Raw genomic sequence first — 19843 nt, 5'->3', positions numbered from 1 at the left:
TTTTCACGTAGTCGGCGTGGCCGGGGCAGTCAACGTGCGCGTAGTGACGGATTTCGGTGTCATACTCGACGTGGGAAGCGGCGATGGTGATACCACGGGCTTTTTCTTCCGGAGCGTTGTCGATCTGGTCGAAGGCACGGGCGGCGCCGCCGAATTTCTTGGCCAGCACGTTGGTGATGGCAGCAGTCAGAGTGGTTTTACCATGGTCAACGTGGCCGATGGTACCGACGTTGACGTGCGGTTTTGTACGTTCAAATTTTTCTTTAGACACGACCTAGTCCTTCCTAGTTTGATCCCACCCGCAGGGCGGGTGGGGAGTTAAAACAAAAATTAATTAACCTCTGCGAGAAGCGATAACCGCCTCTGCCATGTTCGCAGGCACTTCGGCGTACTTGGCAAACTCCATGGAGTAAGAAGCACGGCCCTGAGTCTGAGAACGCAGGTCGGTGGCATAGCCGAACATTTCGGACAGCGGTACCAGGGCATTGACTATCTTGCCGGTAGGGCCGTCTTCCATGCCTTCGATGATGCCGCGACGACGGTTAACATCACCGATCACATCACCCATGTACTCTTCCGGCGTTTCTACTTCAACCTTCATCATCGGCTCAAGCAGCGCCGGGTTGCACTTCATGAAACCGGCCTTGAACGCCATGGATCCGGCGATCTTAAAGGCCATTTCAGAAGAGTCAACATCGTGGTAGGAACCATCGTACAGGGTGATCTTGATGTCTTCGATCGGATAACCGGCCAGAACGCCCTGCTTCATCTGCTCTTGAATACCCTTGTCAACGGCGGGGATGTATTCCTTCGGAATCACACCACCGACAACGGCGTTCTCGAACTTGTAGCCGGCACCGGCTTCTTGCGGCTCGATCTTGATCCAGACGTGACCGAACTGACCACGACCACCGGACTGACGCACGAACTTGCCTTCCTGCTCCACGGAGCCACGGATGGTTTCGCGGTAGGCCACCTGGGGTTTGCCCACGTTGGCTTCCACCTTGAATTCACGCTTCATACGGTCGACGATGATGTCCAGGTGCAGCTCGCCCATACCGGCGATAATGGTCTGACCGGATTCTTCATCGGTCCACACGCGGAAAGACGGGTCTTCCTGCGCCAGACGGCCCAGGGCCAGGCCCATTTTTTCCTGGTCTGCCTTGGTTCTCGGCTCGACGGCCACGGAGATAACCGGCTCGGGGAACTCCATCCGCTCGAGAATGATAGGCGCGTCCTGGGCACACAGGGTGTCACCGGTGGTCACGTCTTTCAGACCGATGGCGGCGGCGATGTCACCGGCGCGCACTTCCTTGATCTCTTCCCGCTTGTTGGCGTGCATCTGTACGATACGGCCGAAACGCTCGCGCTTGCCCTTGACGGAGTTCAGCACGGTGTCGCCGGAGTTGATCACACCGGAGTAGACACGGAAGAAGGTCAGGTTACCCACAAAGGGGTCGGTCGCTATCTTGAACGCCAGGGCGGCGAAAGGTGCGGCATCGTCGGCGGTACGGCTGTCCGGCGTTTCACCGTCTTCCTTCACACCGGCGATGGCCGGTACTTCCACCGGCGACGGCAGGTAGTCGACCACCACGTCCAGCATGGCCTGTACGCCCTTGTTCTTGAACGCGGAACCACAGGTCACCAGAATGACTTCGTTGTTCAGCACCCGGCTGCGCAGCGCGGACTTGATCTCTTCCTCGCTCAGTGCGCCTTCTTCCAGGTACTTCTCCATCAGCTCTTCATTGGCTTCGGCGGCGGCTTCCACCAGGTTCTGGTGCCACTCTTCGGCCAGTTCCTGCATCTCTGCAGGAATGTCGTGGTATTCAAAGCTGGTGCCGTTGTCGTCGTCGTTCCAGTCGATGGCTTTCATCTTGACCAGGTCGACCACGCCACGGAAGCCCTCTTCGGCGCCGATCGGCAGTTGTACCGGTACCGGAACGCCTTTCAGGCGGCTCTGGATCTGGGACACCACGCGCAGGAAGTTGGCACCGGTACGGTCCATCTTGTTGACGAAGGCGATACGCGGTACGTGATACTTATTGGCCTGGCGCCACACGGTTTCGGACTGGGGCTGAACGCCACCCACCGCGCAGTACACCATGACGGCACCATCGAGCACCCGCATGGAGCGTTCCACTTCGATGGTAAAGTCAACGTGTCCAGGGGTATCGATGATGTTGATACGGTGCTGGGGATACTGGTGCGCCATACCGTCCCAGAAACAGGTGGTAGCGGCAGAGGTAATGGTAATACCACGCTCCTGCTCCTGCTCCATCCAGTCCATGGTGGCAGCACCATCATGCACTTCACCGATCTTGTGGTTTACACCGGTGTAGAACAGAATACGCTCGGTAGTCGTCGTCTTACCGGCGTCGATGTGAGCGCTGATACCGATGTTACGATAGCGCTCAATTGGGGTTGTACGAGCCACAATGATATCCTCTTGCTAAGGTCAACTGTCCTTAGTCAGCAACCGAAGAGGCGCGGCCTTGACCGCGCCCGTCCAATTACCAGCGATAGTGTGCGAACGCTTTGTTGGCTTCGGCCATACGGTGCACGTCTTCACGCTTCTTGACCGCAGAGCCTTTGTTTTCAGCGGCATCCAGCAGCTCGCCAGCCAGACGCTGAGCCATGGATTTTTCACCACGCTTACGGGCGGCGTCTACCAGCCAGCGCATGGCCAGGGCATTACGACGCACGGGGCGTACTTCAACCGGAACCTGGTAGGTAGAACCACCCACCCGGCGGGATTTAACTTCAACAGTAGGACGAACGTTGTCCAGGGCTTCTTCGAACAGAGCCAGGTGCTCCTTGCTGGTTTTGGCAGCAACGATGTCCAAAGCACCGTAAACAATATTTTCAGAGGTAGATTTCTTACCGTCTACCATTACTACGTTTACGAACTTCGCCAGCAGTTCGGATCCGAACTTGGGATCCGGCAGGATTTTACGCTGGCCGATTACGCGACGTCTTGGCATTGCAAACTCTCCGTAACTTCAGGGATAACCCAAAACAAAACAGGTTAAAAAATAAAATGTTTGGCCTTACTTAACGGAGAACCATTAAGCCTTGGGCTTCTTGGCGCCGTACTTGGAACGGCCTTGGCGACGAGCGGAAACACCAGAGGTGTCCAGTGCGCCACGCACGGTGTGGTAACGAACACCGGGCAAATCTTTAACACGGCCACCGCGGATCAGCACCACGGAGTGCTCTTGCAGGTTGTGACCTTCACCACCGATGTAGGAGTTCACCTCGAAACCGTTGGTCAGACGAACACGGCACACCTTACGCAGTGCGGAGTTCGGCTTCTTCGGGGTGGTGGTGTACACGCGGGTGCATACGCCGCGCTTTTGCGGGCAAGCTTCCAGCGCCGGAACGTTGCTCTTGGCTACGTTCTTTTGACGCGGTTTGCGCACCAGCTGGTTAATTGTTGCCATTAACAGCTCCTGAAAAATATCGTTCTACAGTTGTGAAAAATCCATCCCCGAAAGCGGGGACGCAAAATTCTATGCTTGCCTCGTTTTTGAGTCAAGATTTATACAATTCCTGTCGGTGATTTCTACCCCGCCTCACCAGGCCTGGGGACTGCCCAGCTCCGCCACCAGCGCCACCAGCTCCGCCATGGTCAGGGGTTGTCCCAGGGCGGCGTGCAGCCCCCTGGCCTGCAGATCCTCCTGCATCACATATAGACCACCGGCCTCGGCCAAAGGTTGCAGTCGTGCCTGCCAGGCCGGCGCCGCCACCGCGATGACGGCATCCTGCCATAACAATAGCCGATCTCCGGCCTCCATATAGCGCAGGGCCTGGGCCAGGGTGTGATGGTTCAGCGGGGAGTCCTTGACCGTATGCAGCATAGTCACCTCAAAAACGCAGTCGCACGTCGTAACCGGCCAGTTGCTGCTTCAGCTCGGGCAGCGCCAGCGCGCTGGCCTCAATGACCAGCTCGGCCCCGTTCAGCCCACGCTCCGCCAGCGACTCGGCGCAGACATAGACCGTCTCGATATCGTACAACTCGAGCAGACCGAAGGTCGGCGCATGATGGCGGCCCAGCACGGCGGCGGGATCCTGCCCCGCCAGCAGCTGGTAGACACCATCGCCGATAAAAAATACCGCGATATCCTCGCTCAGGGCCGAGGTGGCCAGGACTGCGTCCAGCCCTTCCCGGCCGGAGGCCGAGCCATGGGGCGAGGTACGAAAGACAAAGGCGATTCGGTTCATCAGAATTGCACCACCCTGTCGGCGCTCAAGGAAGCCTGCGCCAGCTCTCCCAGGCCGCTGAGGCGAAAAGGCGCCACCACGTTCCACTGCGCCAGCCCGGCCTGTTGCGAGGAGGCCTGGTCGCTGAGTCCGCGGCGCAGCGCCGCCGCCACGCAAAGGTCGAGCGCCAGCCCCTGCTCTTCGGCCAGTTCGACCCAGGCCCGGTGCAGGTCAACCTCATCCCCGGCCGGCTGGATCAGCAGGCTGCCGTTGTGCACCCCGTCCTGATAGAAGAAGACATTGTCGATAACATGCCCCTGCTGCAGCAGGGCCCGGGCGAAACGATAGGCGTCGGCGGCGGACTGGGTACCGTAGCAGGGCCCGGTGACCAGCAGGGCAAAACGAAGAGGAGAAGGGTTCATCGGCGGATCCGGACAAAAACGGGGCGACGAGAATCGCCCCGCGGAGACTTACTCGACGTAGGCCACGGCCTCGACTTCGACCAGCACGTCCTTGGGCAGACGGGCCACTTCCACGCAGGAGCGGGCCGGGGCGCCGGCCACGAAATAGCTGGCATAAACTTCGTTAAAGGCCAGGAAGTTGTTCATGTCGGACAGGAAACAGGTGGTTTTCAGCACGGAGGAAGCGCTGGCGCCGGCTTCTTCCAGTACCGCCATCAGGTTGTCCATCACCTGCTTGGTCTGGGCTTCGATGCCGCCTTCGACGATATCCATGGTGACCGGATCCAGGGGGATCTGACCGGAGGTATAGACCATGTTGCCGATACGGGTGGCCTGCACATAGGGGCCGATGGCGGCGGGGGCCTTGTCGGTGGCGATTACGGTTTTAGTCATGGGTACTCCTGGTTGGGCGATGGTTCTTCGTCATCGCGTTTTTTTTGCCGAATATAAAGATAGACGGTGTGTTTGGATATATTCAGTTTGTTCGACACCATGGCGATGGCGTCCTTGATGTCGAAAATGCCTTTCTCGTAGAGCGTGGTGACGATCTGCTTGTTCTTGGCGTTGTTGGCCACTTCCGGGTCGGCATTGATCTCCTCGATGGTCCGCTCCACCGTCAGGGTCACCAGCTCTTCCACGTTGTTGCTGAAGTTCTCCGGCGAGACTTCCGTCAGCTCGGTGGCCTTGGGCAGGAAGTCGGCCATGAATTCATGAAAGGGCGCCCCCAGGTGCAGATTGATGCACAGCAGGCCGATGATGTCTCCCTGCAGGTTGCGCAAGGCCAGGGTCGAGGACTTCATCGGCGAGCCCAGCCGGCTCTGGGTGAAATAGGCCTGGCTGTGGCTCAACCCCTGCTGTTCCAGCTCCGGCAGCAGGCGCAGCGCCAGATCGGTGATGGGCGCGCCCTGGGTACGGCCGGTGTTGAAGCCGTTGGCAATCTTGATCACCGAGCACTCCAGATCCTCCAGCGAGTGCAACACCACTTCGCAGTGCTTGCCGAACATCTCGGCCAGGCCGTCCACCATGGCGGCGTAGCCGGCCAGCAGTTGCCGATCCTGCTGGCTGAACGCACGCTTGGCCGCACTCTTCTTGAGGGAACGGGCTGTCCCACTTTCCGCTGGCATCTCTGGCTCCCACCCAAACATCTGGCTCCGATTTTCAACCCATGATGCCAGATGTCAACTTTTTTTGAAGACGTAAAAAAACCGCCCGCAGGCGGTTTTCTGCTTTCAGCTTCAGGCGCGCAGGGCTTTTTCCCCGCGAGACACGCCACAAACTCCGCTGCGCACTACCTCCACCACCTCGGTGGTTTCGCTCATGTTGCGGATAAAGGCGTCCAGCTTGTCGCTGGTACCCACCAACTGCACCGTATAGAGGTGCGGGGTCACGTCGACGATCTGGCCCCGGAAGATATCGGCGGTGCGCTTAACTTCGTCCCGGTTGGCGCCGTCGGCCCGCACCTTGACCAGCACGATTTCCCGTTCGATATGATCGCCGTCGGTCAGGTCGCTCACCTTGAGCACGTCCACCAGCTTGTTCAGCTGCTTGGTGATCTGCTCCAGGACCCGGTCATCCCCCGTGGTCACTATGGTCATGCGCGACAGGGTAGGATCCTCGGTGGGGGCCACCGTCAGGGTCTCGATATTGTAGGCCCGCTGGGAGAACAACCCCACCACCCGGCTCAGGGCTCCGGATTCGTTCTCCAGCAACAGGGATATGATTCGCCGCATCAGGTTCTCTCCGTTTTGCTTAACCACATTTCATCCATGGCGCCGGTCTTGATCTGCATGGGGTAGACATGCTCTTCCGGATCGATCTGGATATCCATAAACACCAGCTTGTCGGTGAGGGAGAAGCATTTCTCCAGCGCCGCATCCAGCTCGGCCGGATCGGTCACCCGCATGCCCACATGGCCATAGGCCTCGGCCAGCTTGACGAAATCGGGCAGGGAGTCCATGTAGGAGTGGCTCTGCCGCCCTTCATAGAACATCTTCTGCCATTGCTTCACCATGCCGAGGGCCTGGTTGTTCATGGAAATGATCTTCACCGGAATGTTGTACTGCATGCAGGTGGAGAGTTCCTGAATGTTCATCTGAATGGAGCCGTCGCCGGTCACGCAGACGGAAACGGCATCCGGCCGCGCCATCTTGGCCCCCATCGCAGCCGGCAGGCCGAAGCCCATGGTGCCGAGGCCACCGGAGTTGATCCACTGGCGCGGCTTGTCGAAGGGATAGTAAAGGGCGGCAAACATCTGGTGCTGGCCCACGTCGGAGCTGACCATGGCCTCGCCCTTGGTGATGCGGTACACCGACTCGATCACCTGCTGGGGTTTGATGTACTTGTCGCTCTTCTCGTAACGCAGGCACTGGCGGTCCCGCCATTGCTCAATCTGGGTCCACCAGTCGCTCATGGCCTGGCTGTCGGGCTTGAGCCCCAGCTCGCGGATGGCGTCCAGCATCTGCGCCAGCACCGTATCGGCCGAGCCCACGATGGGAATATGGGCCTGGATGGTCTTGGAGATGGAGGTGGGGTCCACGTCCACATGCACTATGGTGGCATGGGGGCAGAACTTGGCCACGTTGTTGGTCACCCGGTCGTCGAAACGGGCACCGATGGCCAGGATCAGATCCGAGTTATGCATGGTCTTGTTGGCTTCATAGGTGCCATGCATGCCCAGCATGCCGACGAACTGCTTGTGGGTGCCGGGCATGCTGCCCAGGCCCATCAGGGTATTGGTCACCGGCAGGTTGAACATTTCGGCCAACTGGACCACCAGGGCGCTGGCCTCGGCGGTGACGGCCCCTCCGCCCACATACATGACCGGCCGCTTGGCCTCTGCCAGGGCCTTCATGGCCTTCTTGATCTGGCCCTTGTGACCGACACCGGTGGGATTGTAGGAACGCATTTCCACCGAGCTGGGGTACACGTAGGGATGCTTTTCCCTCGGGTTCTGCACGTCTTTCGGCAGGTCGACCACCACCGGGCCGGGCCGACCGGTCGCCGCTATGTAATAGGCTTTCTTGATGGCCAGCGGGATATCGGTGGCCTTCTTGCACAGGAAGCTGTGCTTCACGATGGGCCGGGAAATACCGATCATGTCGGTCTCCTGGAAGGCATCGTCGCCGATATAGTTGGTCGGAACCTGGCCGGACAGGATCACCATGGGGATCGAATCCATGTAGGCGGTGGCGATGCCGGTGATGCAGTTGGTCGCTCCCGGGCCCGAGGTGACCAGCACGGTGCCGACCTTGCCGGTGGCGCGGGTATAACCGTCGGCCATATGCACGGCCGCCTGCTCGTGGCGCACCAGCACATGCTCAATCTTGCTGTTTTCGAATAAGGCGTCATAGATATCCAGCACCGAACCGCCAGGATAACCGAAGATATGCTCGATCCCCTGGTCTTCCAGCGCTCGTACCACCATTTCCGCGCCTGATAACATCTCCATGGTAAGCCCTCCAGGCTCTGCTCCGTTCACGTTTGCCACTCTCCCCTGTCGATATTTACAGCCTGGCCCGGCTGGCATATCGCAATATGACAAAGCGAGCAGCTTTTTATCTTTATAAAACAAACACTTCTGCTAGCTAGGCTACAAATAAGCAGAAAAGGGATGAAAAATCACCTTAACCTGCTTTAAATCACTTGTCTATGGCTTTGTACAACGCCCGCCCGCCTCGACAGAGGGGAACTTTATATCAGTTTTCACGACGAAAAAACGGAACCAGTTCCGGCCATGCAGGAGGGCCACGGGTCACTCGCTCCCGGTTGGGCAACGCTCGACCGCGACTCTCCCGCCGCCCGGCCTTCGCCGAGGGCGGCCAGGCCTTGTCCCCGGGAGCGAAAAAACGCCCCCAAGGGAAGAATGACGATTTAATCGCAAAATCCCAAAATAACAGACAAAAAAAACATCATCAGAAACTTAATCAACACAAAACCCCATCAACCACCCAATTTATCGCCTTATCGACCACCAATATTTATCCCATCGCGGCAGCCGGCGATTGACAGCCGCGCCGATTCCCGTTATTGGTATAGCGTTGTTAACGGATTCTTCTTTCGGTGATGAGTGATATGCAAAAGCGCATTCAGCTACTACTACTAACTCTAGAGGTGCACAAGCGCACGGGTTGGGCGTAGCTGGAATTCATCATCCATATATTCAAGTTAAAACCCGTGCCATCCGCACGGGTTTTTTATATCTGTCGCGGGCGGCACGGATCAACAGAGGGGAAGCGACATGTCGAGCCAAGTCATTATATTCGATACCACCTTGCGGGACGGCGAGCAGGCGCTTTCCGCCAGCCTGACGGTCAAGGAAAAACTGCAGATCGCCCTGGCCCTCGAGCGCCTCGGGGTGGACGTGATGGAAGTCGGCTTCCCCATCTCCTCCCCCGGCGACTTCGAGTCGGTGCAGACCATCGCCCGCCATATCAAGAACAGCCGGGTCTGCGCCCTGTCCCGCGCCCTCAAGGCCGATATCGACGCCGCCGGCGAAGCCCTGCGGGTGGCGGACCAGTTCCGTATCCACACCTTTATCTCCACCTCCGACATCCATGTGCAGAGCAAGCTGCGCAAGGATTTCGACTCGGTGGTGGAAATGAGCGTCGCCGCGGTCAAGCACGCTCGTGGCTATACGGACGATGTGGAGTTTTCCTGTGAAGACGCCGGCCGCACCCCCATCGACAACCTGTGCCGCATGGTCGAGGCCGTCATCAAGGCCGGCGCCCGCACCGTCAATATTCCCGACACCGTGGGTTACACCGTACCCAGCGAGTTTGGCGGCATTATCAAAACCCTGTTTGAACGGGTGCCCAACATTCACCAGGCGGTGATTTCCGTGCACTGCCACGACGACCTCGGCATGTCGGTGGCCAACTCCATCGCCGCGGTGCAGCAGGGTGCGCGCCAGATCGAGTGCACCATCAACGGCATCGGCGAGCGGGCCGGCAACTGCTCGCTGGAAGAAGTGGCCATGGTCATGAAAACCCGGGGCGAACTGCTCGGGGTGCACACCAACATCAAGCACCAGGAAATCTACCGGACCAGCCAGCTGGTGCGCAACCTGTGCAACATGCCGGTACAGCCCAACAAGGCCATCGTCGGCGCCAACGCCTTCGCCCACTCCTCCGGCATTCATCAGGACGGGGTGCTGAAGAACAAGAACACCTACGAGATCATCACCCCCGAGAGCATCGGCCTGCCCAAGAACCAGCTCAACCTGACCTCCCGCTCCGGCCGCCACGTGATCAAGCACCGCATGGCCGAGATGGGCTACACCGAGCAGGACTACGATCTCGACAGCCTGTACCAGAGCTTCCTCGCCCTGGCGGATCGCAAGGGACAGGTGTTCGACTACGATCTCGAGGCGCTGGTGTTCTTCAGCCAGATCCACGAAGAGCCGGAGCAGTTCAAGCTCAAATACCTGAGCGTGCAGTCCGGCAGCAACGTGATGTCCACCGCCAGCGTACGCATGCAGGTGGGCGAGCAGGTGGTCGACGAGGCCGCCGTCGGCAACGGTCCGGTGGACGCGGTATATCAGTGCATCAATCGCATCACCGGCTACGACATCCGCATCGACAAGTACGAGCTCAAGAGCAAGGGCGAAGGCAAGGATGCGCTGGGCCAGGTGGACATCGTCGCCGAATACAAGGGCCGCAAGTTCCACGGCATGGGCCTGGCCACCGACATCGTCGAGTCCTCCGCCCAGGCGCTGGTGCACGTGATCAACAGCATCTACCGGGCCGAGCAGGTGGCCGAGATGAAAGAAGAAATCCAAAAGAAAATTCGTATGGAGACAGTGTGAGTATGAGTGCAAGCTACAAGGTCGCCGTCTTGCCGGGCGACGGCATCGGTCCCGAGGTGATGGCGCAAGCCCTCAAGGGGCTGGACAAGGTACAGGCCGAGTTCGGTTTCAGCCTGGAGCTGAGCCACCATGACGTGGGCGGCATCGCCATCGACAACCACGGCACTCCGCTGCCGGCGGCGACCCTGGCCGGCTGTGAAGCCGCCGACGCCATCCTGTTCGGCTCGGTTGGCGGTCCCAAGTGGGAAAAGCTGCCTCCCAACGAGCAGCCCGAGCGCGGTGCCCTGCTGCCCCTGCGCGGCCACTTCAAGCTGTTCTGCAATATGCGCCCCGCCAAGATCTACCAGGGCCTGGAAGGCTTCTCGCCGCTGCGCGCCGACATCAGCGCCCGCGGCTTCGACATCCTGTGCATGCGCGAGCTGACCGGCGGCATCTACTTCGGCCAGCCCAAGGGCCGGGAAGGCTCCGGCCCCGAAGAGAAGGCGTTCGACACCGAGGTCTATCACCGTTACGAGATCGAACGCATCGCCCGGCTGGCGTTCGAGGCGGCCCGCGGCCGTCGCGGCCTGGTCACCTCGGTGGACAAGGCCAACGTGCTGCAGGCCTCCATCCTGTGGCGGGAAGTGGTGATCGAAGTGGCCAGGGAATACCCGGACGTGACCCTGAACCACATCTACATCGACAACGCCACCATGCAGCTGATCAAGGATCCGTCCCAGTTCGACGTGCTGCTGTGCTCCAACCTGTTCGGCGACATCATCTCCGACGAGATGGCGATGATCACCGGCTCCATGGGCCTGCTGCCCTCGGTCAGCCTGAACGACAAGGGCTTTGGCCTGTACGAGCCGGCCGGCGGCACCGCCCCGGATATCGCCGGCAAGAATATCGCCAACCCCATCGCCCAGATCCTCTCCGCCGCCCTGATGCTGCGTTACAGCTTCAAACAGGAAGAGGCCGCCCAGGCCATCGAGCGAGCCGTGAGCGAAACCCTGGCCGCCGGCTACTTCACCGGTGATCTTTACAGTGCCGCTGCCGAACATCCGGTACAGAGCACCAGTCAAATGGGTGAGCAGATAGTCGCGCGCATCAGGAGAGCAAACTAATGGCCAAGACCCTCTATCAGAAAGTTTTCGACGCCCACCTGGTACGCGATGAAGCCGGCGAAACCCCGCTGCTCTATATCGACCGCCACCTGGTGCACGAAGTCACCTCGCCCCAGGCCTTCGACGGCCTGCGCGAAAAGGGCCGCAAGCTGCGCCGCCCGGACCGCACCTGGGCGACCATGGATCACAACGTCTCCACCCAGACCAACGACATCGCCGCTTCCGGCGAGATGGCCCGCATCCAGATGGAAACCCTGGCCAAAAACTGCGAAGAGTTCGGCGTGCCGCTCTATGACCTGCACCACAAGTACCAGGGCATAGTGCACGTGATCGGTCCCGAGCTGGGGCTGACCCTGCCCGGCACCACCATCGTCTGCGGCGACTCCCACACCGCCACCCACGGCGCCTTCGGTGCCCTGGCCTTCGGCATCGGCACCTCCGAGGTGGAACACGTCATGGCCACCCAGACCCTGAAGCAGGGCCGGGCCAAAACCATGAAAATCCAGGTCAACGGCGCACTCAAGCCGGGCATCAGCGCCAAGGACGTGGTGCTGGCCATCATCGGCAAGGTCGGCCACGCCGGCGGCACCGGCTATGTGGTGGAATTCTGCGGCCAGGTGATCGAGTCCCTGTCGATGGAAGCGCGCATGACCATCTGCAACATGGCCATCGAACTCGGCGCCAAGGCCGGCCTGGTGGCTCCCGACCAGACCACCTTCGACTACCTCAAGGGCCGGCCCTTCGCGCCCGAGGGCGAGCAGTGGGAAGCGGCGGTCGCCTACTGGAGCACCCTGAAGTCCGACACGGACGCCGTCTTCGACGCCGTGGTCGAGCTGGAGGGCGCCGAGATCGCGCCCCAGGTGACCTGGGGCACCAACCCGGGTCAGGTGATGCCGGTGGATGGCACCATCCCCTCCCCGGACGATTTCGAGGATCCCATCGAGCGCCAGTCCGCCGCCAAGGCACTGCAATACATGGATATTCAGGCCGGTGGCAAGCTGACCGACGTACAAATCGACAAGGTGTTTATCGGCTCCTGCACCAACAGCCGCATCGAGGATCTGCGCGCCGCCGCCGCCGTGGCCCGTGGCCGCAAGGTCGCCGCCGGAGTACAGGCGCTGGTGGTCCCCGGCTCCCAGCAGGTGAAGGCCCAGGCCGAAGCGGAAGGGCTGGATAAAATCTTTATCGACGCCGGCTTCGAGTGGCGTCTGCCCGGCTGCTCCATGTGCCTGGCCATGAACAACGACCGGCTGGCGCCGGGCGAGCGTTGTGCCGCCACCAGCAACCGCAACTTCGAAGGCCGCCAGGGCCGCGGTGGCCGCACCCATCTGGTGAGCCCGGCCATGGCCGCCGCCGCCGCCGTGTTCGGTCACTTCGTCGACATCCGGGATTTATAAGGGGTAAACCATGAGCGGATTCAAGCAATTAACCGGTATCGCCGCCCCCCTGGACGCGGCCAACGTAGACACCGATCAGATCATCCCCAAGCAGTTCCTGCAGAAGGTGACCCGGTCCGGCTTCGGCAAGCACCTGTTCCACGACTCGCGGTTTCTGGATGACGCCGGCGAGCAGCCCAACCCGGAGTTCGTGCTCAACCAGGCGCCCTACGACCGGGCGGTGATCCTGCTGGCCCGGGAAAACTTCGGTTGCGGCTCCAGCCGCGAACACGCCCCCTGGGCCCTGGCCGACTTCGGCCTCAGGGCCATCATAGCGCCGAGCTTCGCCGACATCTTCTACGGCAACGCCATCAACAACGGCATGGTGCCGGTGCGGCTGAGCGAGGAGCAGGTGGAAGCCCTGTTCCAGTACGTCAATGCCGACAAGGGTGCCGAGATCACCGTGGATCTGGAAGCCCAGCAGGTGCGCGCCGGCGAACTCGCTTTCCCCTTCGAGATCGACGAATTCCGCCGCTACTGCCTGCTCAACGGCCTGGACAATATCGGCCTGACCCTGCAGCACGCGGATCAGATCGACGCCTACGAGGCCAGGCAGCCGGACTGGCTGTAATCCACGACAACGCCGGCGCTAGCCGGCGTTGTTTTCTCCTTCCAGCTGCAGCACCCGCCGCTTCAGTGCCTCGCCGAGCGGTGCCCTGCGCCCGGTCCCGAAATCCACCATCACCACCCGCGCCGAGCCTTCGGTCGTTACCGTCTGCTGGGCCTGGCTGAGGATACGGTACTCCATGGTAAAGCCGTGCTCGTCCAGCTCGATGACCCTGGCCTCGGCCCTCAGGGTGTCGGGAAAGGTCACCGGCCGGCGGTAACGGGCGGAGGTTTCCGCCAGCACCGGCCCCACGCCCGCCGTACTCAGTACGTCCAGCATGCCGATGCGGCGCAGGTACTCAATGCGTACCGTCTCGAAATACCGGAAATAGACCACGTTGTTGACGTGGTTGAGCGCGTCCATCTCGCCCCAGGCGACGGGGATCTCGACGCTGACCGGAAAACGGGGTTCGTCCCTGGACATGGTGATGCCTCCTGAACAAGTTTAGAGCTTTTAATCTAACCACAATCCGGGAGACATTCAATGAACCTCCTGTCCTCAATGGACCTCGCTCAATGCCAGGGCCACCAGGTCCACTCCATCGCCGGGTTCGAGCCGGATCACCCTGGCCGTGGCGGTCAGGGGCTCCACGCCAGCGTCAACCGAGGGCAACACCAGCCGCCATTCCTGCCCCAGTTGGCACTTGCCGGCGGCGACTTCCATCAGGAGCCCCTCGGCACTGAGGTTGCGGCAGATCCCCTCCACCCTTTCCTTGGTGGTGGCCAGGATCACCTTGGCATCCAGTTGCATGCGGCTGTACAGCCGTTGTTCTTCATGGGCGGGTAGCATAGGCCTTCTTCCTTATAGCACTGGTTTAACAAAACGAATGGTCCTACAATAGCGGCCATTCTCGAACGGGGTGCGGCCAGCCGCTGAGATCATACTCGTACACCTGATCCGGGTCGTGCCGGCGTAGGGATTTGAGCACTCGGCCCTACCCTATCCACAAGGAGTGGCCCTGTGAAAAAAGCCCTGATTGCCCTGCCCCTGCTCACCGCCGGCCAGGCCATGGCGCAAGATCCGACCCTGACCATCTATACCTATAGCTCATTTGCGTCCGATTGGGGCCCTGGGCCGGCCATCGAGCAGGCCTTCGAGGCGGAATGTGGCTGTAATCTCGAGTTCGTGGCCCTGGACGATGGGGTCTCCATCCTCAACCGACTGCGACTCGAAGGCGCCAATACCAAGGCCGACATCGTACTGGGGCTGGACAACAACCTGCTGCAGGCCGCCAAGGACACCGGCCTGTTGGCCGAGCACGGTCAATCCCTCGAAGGGCTCAAGGTGCCCGGCGGCTGGAGCGATTCCGTCTTCCTGCCCTTCGACTACGGCTACTTCGCCTTTATCTACGACGCCGAGCGCCTCGCCAATCCCCCCGCCAGCTTCGCCGAGCTGCTGGAACGCCCCGAGCTGACCCTGCTGTACCAGGATCCGCGTACCAGCACCCCGGGCCAGGGCCTGATGCTGTGGGTGCAGAAGCTCTATGGCGAGCAGGCCCCCGAGGTCTGGCAGAACCTGGCCAAGCGTACCGTGTCCGTCACCAAGGGCTGGAGTGAGTCCTACGGCATGTTCCTCAAGGGCGAGGCGGATCTGGTGCTGTCCTACACCACTTCCCCCGCCTACCACATAGAAGCGGAGCAGAAGACCCAGTACCGGGCCGCCGGCTTCGAGGAAGGCCACTACCTGCAGGTGGAGGTAGCCGCCCGGCTCAATACCAGCCAGCAGCCAGAACTGGCCGAGCGCTTCCTGCAGTTCATGGTGAGCCCCGGCTTTCAGCAGCACATTCCCGCCGGCAACTGGATGTACCCGGTGATCGATGTCGAACTGCCCGCCGGCTTCGATACCCTGGTGAGCCCTGAACAGCCGCTCAGCTTCAGCGCCGAGGAAGTTTCCGAACAGCGCCAGGGCTGGCTGCGGCAGTGGCTGGGTGCCGTAACCCGCTGATGCCGAACCGGTACTGGTGGCTGCCGGGCAGCCTCAGCCTGCTCGGCATACTGCTGCTCACCGCAGGGCCCATAGGGGCCCTGCTGCTGCAAGGCGGCCAGATGTCCCTGGGGAAGGTGCTCGCAGATCCTTATCTGCGCCACGTCATCTGGTTCAGCTTCTACCAGGCCTTGCTGTCCACCCTGCTCAGCCTGCTGCTGGCCATTCCCCTGGCCCAGGCCCTGTCCCGTCGTTATTTTCCCGGGCGAACCCTGCTGTTGCGCCTGTTCGGGCTCTCGCTGGTGTTGCCGGTGATCCTGGTGGTATTCGGCATCGTCGCCGTCCATGGCCGCCAGGGCTGGGTCAACCAGTTGCTGGGGTTGATCGGCCTGGAGCCCGTCAGCTACCTCTATGGCCTGCCCGGCATCCTGCTGGCCCATGTGTTCTTCAACATGCCCCTGGCGGCCCGGATCCTGCTGCAGGCCATCGAAGGCATTCCCCAAAGCCAGTGGCGAATGGCCAGCCAGCTCGGCTTCAGCGGCTGGCAGCTGTTACGCTGGCTGGAGTGGCCGGCCATGCGCGGCACCCTGCCCGCGCTGGCCAGCATGATCTTCATGCTCTGCTTTACCAGCTTCGCCACCGTGATGGCACTGGGCGGCGGGCCCAGGTCCACCACCCTGGAGGTGGCCATCTACCAGGCCCTGCGCTTCGACTTCGACCTGCCTCTGGCGGGCATGCTGGCCGTGCTGCAATTGTTGTTCTGCAGCGGCTTCCTGTTGCTGCAGTACTGGTTGACCAGGCCGGTGCTCCACTCACCGGAGAGGCAGCTCCTCTCTGCCCGACCGGACCGGCACTGGAGAGGCGTCTATCTTTGGGATCTGCTGGTACTGAGCCTTTGTCTCGTCCTTTTTCTGCCGCCCCTGCTGGCCATCATCGTCAGCGGCCTCAACCCCAGTCTGTGGACGGCCTTGAGTTCTTCCCTGCTATGGCGGGCCACGGCCAGTTCCCTGCTTATCGCCGGTGGCGCCGGCCTGCTGTCGGTGCTGCTCACCCTGGGACTGCTGAGCAGCAGCCGTCATCTCAGGCTGAGGCTGCATCACAGAATAGGAGCGGCGCTGATGGAAGCCACCGGCTCGGTGATCTTGGTGCTGCCCGCGGTGGTGCTCTCCACCGGGCTCTTTATCCTGCTGCGCGGCTCGTTCGATGTGTTCACCCTGGGTCCCTTGCTGGTGTTGCTGGTCAACGCCCTGATGGCGCTGCCCTATGGGCTGCGCGCCCTGCAGCAGCCCATGGAGCGGATTGCCCGCCAGTATGACCGTCTCTGTACCAGCCTCGACATAGGAGGGCTGAACCGGCTCCGACAGCTGGAGTGGCCCCTGCTGCGCAAACCGGCCGCCCTGGCACTGGCCCTGGCGATGATGCTGTCGCTGGGCGATCTCAGCGCCATCGCCATGTTCGGCAGCCAGCATCTGCAAACCCTGCCCTGGCTGCTGTACCAGCAGTTGGGCAACTACCAGATGACGGAAGCGGCGGCCACCTCGCTGATCCTGCTGTTGCTGAGCCTGGGACTGTTCATCCTGATCGAAGGCGTGCTGGGAGGTAAAGATGCTGGTACTCGATGAGCTACGCTCCCGCTATCCGGAGCAGGAACTGTGTTTTTCTCTCCGGGCCGAGGCAGGGGAAATCACCGCCCTGATCGGACCGAGCGGCGCCGGCAAGTCGACCCTGCTGGCCATGGTGGCCGGCTTTGCCCGGGTCGACTCGGGGCGGCTCTGCCTCGACGGCCGGGATTTGCTGCCCCTGCCACCGGCCCAAAGGCCCATGACCACCCTGTTCCAGGACAACAACCTGTTCTGGCATATGACGGTCTACCAGAATATCGCCATCGGCCTGTCTCCCTCCCTGCAACTGACGGCGGCTCAACGGGAAGACGTGGAACAGGTCGCCCGGCAGGTGGGCATAGCGGCCCTGCTCCAGCGCAAGCCGGCGAGCCTGTCGGGGGGACAACAGCAAAGGGTGGGGCTGGCCCGATGCCTGGTGCGCCAGACACCGGTGCTCTTGCTGGATGAGCCCTTTTCCGCCCTGGACCCGGCCCTGCGCTTCGAGTTGCTGGATCTGTTGCGGACACAGACCGATAGGCTCGGCCTGACGGTACTGCTGGTTACCCATCATCCGGATGAGGCGGCCAGGGTCGCCGACCGCATCGCCTTCGTTTACGACGGCCACATCCTTGAGCAGGGCGACAAGGGGCTGTTGTCAGCCCCCCGCACCCCGGCGCTGCAGGCCTATCTGGGCCGTTAGAGGTTTTCCTCGGCGAAGGAGGCCAGGCGGCTGCGCACCACGCCGTTGAGGTAGATGTTGGCGCTGCCTTCAAAATCCTTGAAGCGCTCCACTATGTAGGTCAGCCCGGAGGTCACCGGGGTCAGGTAGTTGGAATCGATCTGCGCCAAATTGCCCGAACACACCAGCTTGGTGCCTTCGCCACAGCGAGTGATAATGGTCTTGAGCTGGGATGCGGTCAGGTTCTGGCACTCGTCCAGCAGCACGAAGGTATTCTGGATGCTGCGCCCACGCATGAAGTTGACCGACTTGAACTGGATATTGGCCTTGCCCATGATGTAACTTAACGAGCCGTCCATGCATTCATCCTGCTTGTGCAGCACTTCCAGGGTGTCGGTGATGGCGCCCAGCCAGGGGGCCATTTTTTCCTCTTCGGTGCCGGGCAGGAAGCCGATGCTCTCGGCTATTTCGGGAGTATTGCGGGTCACGATGACCCTGTCGTAGATACCCTTCTCGATGGTCATTTCCAGGGCGGTGGCCATGGCCAGCAGAGTCTTGCCGCAACCGGCGGGGCCGGTCAGGATCACCAGATCGATATGGGGATCCAGCAGGGCATCCAGCGCCATCGCCTGATAGATGTTCTTGGGATGAATGCCCCAGGCCTTGCGCCCCATCATCCGCTCCCGCCCCAGATCGACGAAGCGTACCTTGCCCTCCCCCTTGCTCAGAACCCGCCCGGCGAAATCGTCGGTATCGTCGATCAGGTACTGGTTGATATGGGCCGCCGGCAGTACCTCGTCGGCAACCGTATGGATGACCTCCCGGCCATGGGTTTCACTTTCACATTCCCCCACCTTGTCCCAGAAGCTGTCTTCCACACGATAGAAGCCCTTGGACAACAGTCGGATATCGTCCACCAACTGGTCCGAACGGTAGTCCTCCACATGCTGCAGGCCGGCGCCCTTGGCCTTGAGCCGCATGTTGATGTCCTTGGTCACCAGTACCGCCATGCCCTCGGTATGATGCTTTTGCAGATAGAGCGCGGTGTTGATGATGCGATTGTCGGCCTCGTCGTCGGTGAATACCGCATAGCCTTCCGGTAAATGCCGATCGGAGATAATGGCAATGGTACCGCTGGCCTCGTCGTCCTTCAGCCCCAGCGGCACCCCGGCCAGGATCTGCTCCGGGGTGGCATCGTGAAAGATGTCTTCCAGGGTGCGAATCGCTACCCGGGCATCGCGGCTGACGTCCTTCTGCCGGTCCTTGATCCGGTCCAGCTCTTCGAGCACCGTCATGGGTATAACGACATTGTGTTCCTTGAAGGAATAGATGGAGAGGGGTTCGTGCAGGAGTACGTTGGTATCCAGAATAAAGCGTTTACGGTCGTTGCCGTCCATAGGCATGCTCCCCGGGCCTGGCCCTTGTCATGGTCATTGCTCAGTTAAACCACCGTGCAATGACAGCTTTATTACACTTTAACGCTATGACGTTTTATAACACTCGGCAAGTGATTGCTTATGATGCTTATCATCCATGAGGCTTGACTCACTAAATCACAAGACGGGAAAACAGACCAGCGCTTTTTGTGAACTGCCTCACGGTAGTGAGGACCGAAGGAGGATGTAATTGGCGGATCGAATGGGTTCCTTACGAAGCCAGTCAATGGTTCGATGGATGGGTAAAATCCTGCAGGAACGAAAAAACCCCGACACTTTCGTATCGGGGTTTTCCAATTGGGTGCCTGGCAGTGACCTACTTTCACATGGCAGCTGCCACACTATCATCGGCGCGGGTGCGTTTCACTTCTGAGTTCGGCATGGAGTCAGGTGGGACCACAACGCTATCGCCGCCAGGCAATAAACTTTAATCCGGAAAAGCTGTCTTCGATGAATTTGTTCTTGAAACCGCAAGGTCTCACACTTCTTGGGTGTTGTATGGTTAAGCCGCACGGGTCATTAGTACAGGTTAGCTGCACGTATCGCTACGCTTCCACACCCTGCCTATCTACGTCCTAGTCTCGGACGGCCCTT

The 19843-nt window shown here is 60.7% G+C and carries 21 protein-coding genes, 2 rRNA genes and 1 riboswitch; of the genes, 7 read left to right on the top strand and 16 right to left on the bottom strand.

Annotated features, from left to right (window positions below; translation table 11 throughout):
• The 11 genes from CGX12_RS14500 to CGX12_RS14450 form a co-directional block, all read right to left on the bottom strand.
• On the bottom strand, positions 1 to 271 hold a 271-nt coding region (locus tag CGX12_RS14500), incomplete at its 3' end, for a GTP-binding protein (RefSeq protein WP_254918276.1).
• A gap of 63 nt (positions 272 to 334) precedes the next feature.
• The gene (gene fusA / locus CGX12_RS14495; RefSeq protein ID WP_094040577.1) at positions 335 to 2434 is read right to left on the bottom strand and encodes an elongation factor G; all 2100 of its coding nucleotides are present in this window, start codon (positions 2432 to 2434) and stop codon (positions 335 to 337) included.
• A gap of 76 nt (positions 2435 to 2510) precedes the next feature.
• On the bottom strand, positions 2511 to 2981 hold the full coding sequence (gene rpsG, locus CGX12_RS14490) for a 30S ribosomal protein S7 (protein ID WP_094040576.1): 471 nt from the start codon (positions 2979 to 2981) through the stop codon (positions 2511 to 2513).
• Between the two features lie 84 nt (positions 2982 to 3065).
• Complete coding sequence (gene rpsL / locus CGX12_RS14485; RefSeq protein WP_094040575.1) at positions 3066 to 3440, bottom strand: 30S ribosomal protein S12; 375 nt, start codon at positions 3438 to 3440, stop codon at positions 3066 to 3068.
• Positions 3441 to 3572: 132 nt separating this feature from the next.
• Entirely contained in the window at positions 3573 to 3857 is a 285-nt protein-coding gene (gene tusB, locus CGX12_RS14480; protein ID WP_094040574.1) for a sulfurtransferase complex subunit TusB, read from the bottom strand.
• A 7-nt stretch (positions 3858 to 3864) separates the two neighbouring features.
• Entirely contained in the window at positions 3865 to 4221 is a 357-nt protein-coding gene (gene tusC / locus CGX12_RS14475) for a sulfurtransferase complex subunit TusC (RefSeq protein ID WP_094040573.1), read from the bottom strand.
• Positions 4221 to 4622 (bottom strand): sulfurtransferase complex subunit TusD, encoded by a 402-nt coding sequence (gene tusD, locus CGX12_RS14470; protein ID WP_094040572.1) that lies wholly within the window; start codon positions 4620 to 4622, stop codon positions 4221 to 4223. The genes tusC and tusD overlap by 1 nt, the downstream gene beginning before the upstream one ends.
• A 48-nt stretch (positions 4623 to 4670) precedes the next feature.
• Positions 4671 to 5054 (bottom strand): RidA family protein, encoded by a 384-nt coding sequence (locus CGX12_RS14465; RefSeq protein WP_094040571.1) that lies wholly within the window; start codon positions 5052 to 5054, stop codon positions 4671 to 4673.
• A complete protein-coding gene (locus tag CGX12_RS14460; protein WP_094040570.1) occupies positions 5051 to 5785 on the bottom strand; it encodes a helix-turn-helix transcriptional regulator in 735 nt (244 codons plus the stop codon). Before CGX12_RS14460 ends, CGX12_RS14465 begins: the two co-directional genes overlap by 4 nt.
• A gap of 111 nt (positions 5786 to 5896) precedes the next feature.
• Positions 5897 to 6391: an acetolactate synthase small subunit gene (gene ilvN, locus CGX12_RS14455; RefSeq protein ID WP_094040569.1), complete on the bottom strand. Its 495-nt coding sequence runs from the start codon at positions 6389 to 6391 to the stop codon at positions 5897 to 5899.
• Positions 6391 to 8109, bottom strand: coding sequence for an acetolactate synthase 3 large subunit (locus CGX12_RS14450; RefSeq protein WP_094040568.1), 1719 nt, complete (start codon positions 8107 to 8109; stop codon positions 6391 to 6393). The genes ilvN and CGX12_RS14450 overlap by 1 nt, the downstream gene beginning before the upstream one ends.
• 789 nt (positions 8110 to 8898) lie before the next feature.
• Between CGX12_RS14450 and leuA the strand changes: the two genes are divergently transcribed.
• The 4 genes from leuA to leuD are packed head-to-tail and all read left to right on the top strand — an operon-like array spanning position 8899 to position 13574.
• The gene (gene leuA, locus CGX12_RS14445; RefSeq protein WP_094040567.1) at positions 8899 to 10464 is read left to right on the top strand and encodes a 2-isopropylmalate synthase; all 1566 of its coding nucleotides are present in this window, start codon (positions 8899 to 8901) and stop codon (positions 10462 to 10464) included.
• Positions 10465 to 10466: 2 nt separating this feature from the next.
• Entirely contained in the window at positions 10467 to 11567 is a 1101-nt protein-coding gene (gene leuB / locus CGX12_RS14440) for a 3-isopropylmalate dehydrogenase (RefSeq protein ID WP_094040566.1), read from the top strand.
• Complete coding sequence (gene leuC / locus CGX12_RS14435; RefSeq protein WP_094040565.1) at positions 11567 to 12964, top strand: 3-isopropylmalate dehydratase large subunit; 1398 nt, start codon at positions 11567 to 11569, stop codon at positions 12962 to 12964. Before leuB ends, leuC begins: the two co-directional genes overlap by 1 nt.
• Positions 12965 to 12974: 10 nt before the next feature.
• Positions 12975 to 13574 carry a 3-isopropylmalate dehydratase small subunit gene (gene leuD, locus CGX12_RS14430; RefSeq protein WP_094040564.1) on the top strand — a complete coding sequence of 200 codons (600 nt, stop codon included), beginning with the start codon at positions 12975 to 12977 and terminating at the stop codon, positions 13572 to 13574.
• 18 nt (positions 13575 to 13592) lie between these two features.
• Here the strand turns inward: leuD and CGX12_RS14425 are convergent, their stop codons facing one another.
• Both CGX12_RS14425 and CGX12_RS14420 read right to left on the bottom strand, forming a co-directional pair.
• Positions 13593 to 14033, bottom strand: coding sequence for an acyl-CoA thioesterase (locus CGX12_RS14425; protein ID WP_094040563.1), 441 nt, complete (start codon positions 14031 to 14033; stop codon positions 13593 to 13595).
• A 75-nt stretch (positions 14034 to 14108) separates the two neighbouring features.
• A complete protein-coding gene (locus CGX12_RS14420; RefSeq protein ID WP_094040562.1) occupies positions 14109 to 14399 on the bottom strand; it encodes a PilZ domain-containing protein in 291 nt (96 codons plus the stop codon).
• A 56-nt stretch (positions 14400 to 14455) separates the two neighbouring features.
• Positions 14456 to 14546: riboswitch (TPP riboswitch) on the top strand.
• A 24-nt stretch (positions 14547 to 14570) separates the two neighbouring features.
• Between CGX12_RS14420 and thiB the strand changes: the two genes are divergently transcribed.
• The 3 genes from thiB to thiQ are packed head-to-tail and all read left to right on the top strand — an operon-like array spanning position 14571 to position 17834.
• Positions 14571 to 15554 carry a thiamine ABC transporter substrate binding subunit gene (gene thiB, locus CGX12_RS14415; RefSeq protein ID WP_094040561.1) on the top strand — a complete coding sequence of 328 codons (984 nt, stop codon included), beginning with the start codon at positions 14571 to 14573 and terminating at the stop codon, positions 15552 to 15554.
• Positions 15554 to 17155 (top strand): thiamine/thiamine pyrophosphate ABC transporter permease, encoded by a 1602-nt coding sequence (gene thiP / locus CGX12_RS14410; protein WP_094040560.1) that lies wholly within the window; start codon positions 15554 to 15556, stop codon positions 17153 to 17155. Before thiB ends, thiP begins: the two co-directional genes overlap by 1 nt.
• The gene (gene thiQ, locus CGX12_RS14405; RefSeq protein WP_094040559.1) at positions 17139 to 17834 is read left to right on the top strand and encodes a thiamine ABC transporter ATP-binding protein; all 696 of its coding nucleotides are present in this window, start codon (positions 17139 to 17141) and stop codon (positions 17832 to 17834) included. The genes thiP and thiQ overlap by 17 nt, the downstream gene beginning before the upstream one ends.
• Here thiQ and CGX12_RS14400 read toward each other — a convergent pair.
• The 3 genes from CGX12_RS14400 to CGX12_RS14390 all read right to left on the bottom strand — a co-directional run.
• Positions 17831 to 19210 carry a PhoH family protein gene (locus CGX12_RS14400; RefSeq protein ID WP_094040558.1) on the bottom strand — a complete coding sequence of 460 codons (1380 nt, stop codon included), beginning with the start codon at positions 19208 to 19210 and terminating at the stop codon, positions 17831 to 17833. The genes thiQ and CGX12_RS14400 overlap by 4 nt on opposite strands.
• A gap of 342 nt (positions 19211 to 19552) precedes the next feature.
• A 5S ribosomal RNA gene (gene rrf / locus CGX12_RS14395) occupies positions 19553 to 19667 on the bottom strand.
• 80 nt (positions 19668 to 19747) lie between these two features.
• Positions 19748 to 19843: ribosomal RNA gene (locus CGX12_RS14390) — 23S ribosomal RNA — on the bottom strand; the annotation flags it as partial.

Source organism: Zobellella denitrificans, assembly GCF_002237365.1.
Classification (GTDB): Bacteria; Pseudomonadota; Gammaproteobacteria; order Enterobacterales; family Aeromonadaceae; genus Oceanimonas; species Oceanimonas denitrificans.
This window is presented reverse-complemented; position numbering and strand designations above follow the sequence as displayed.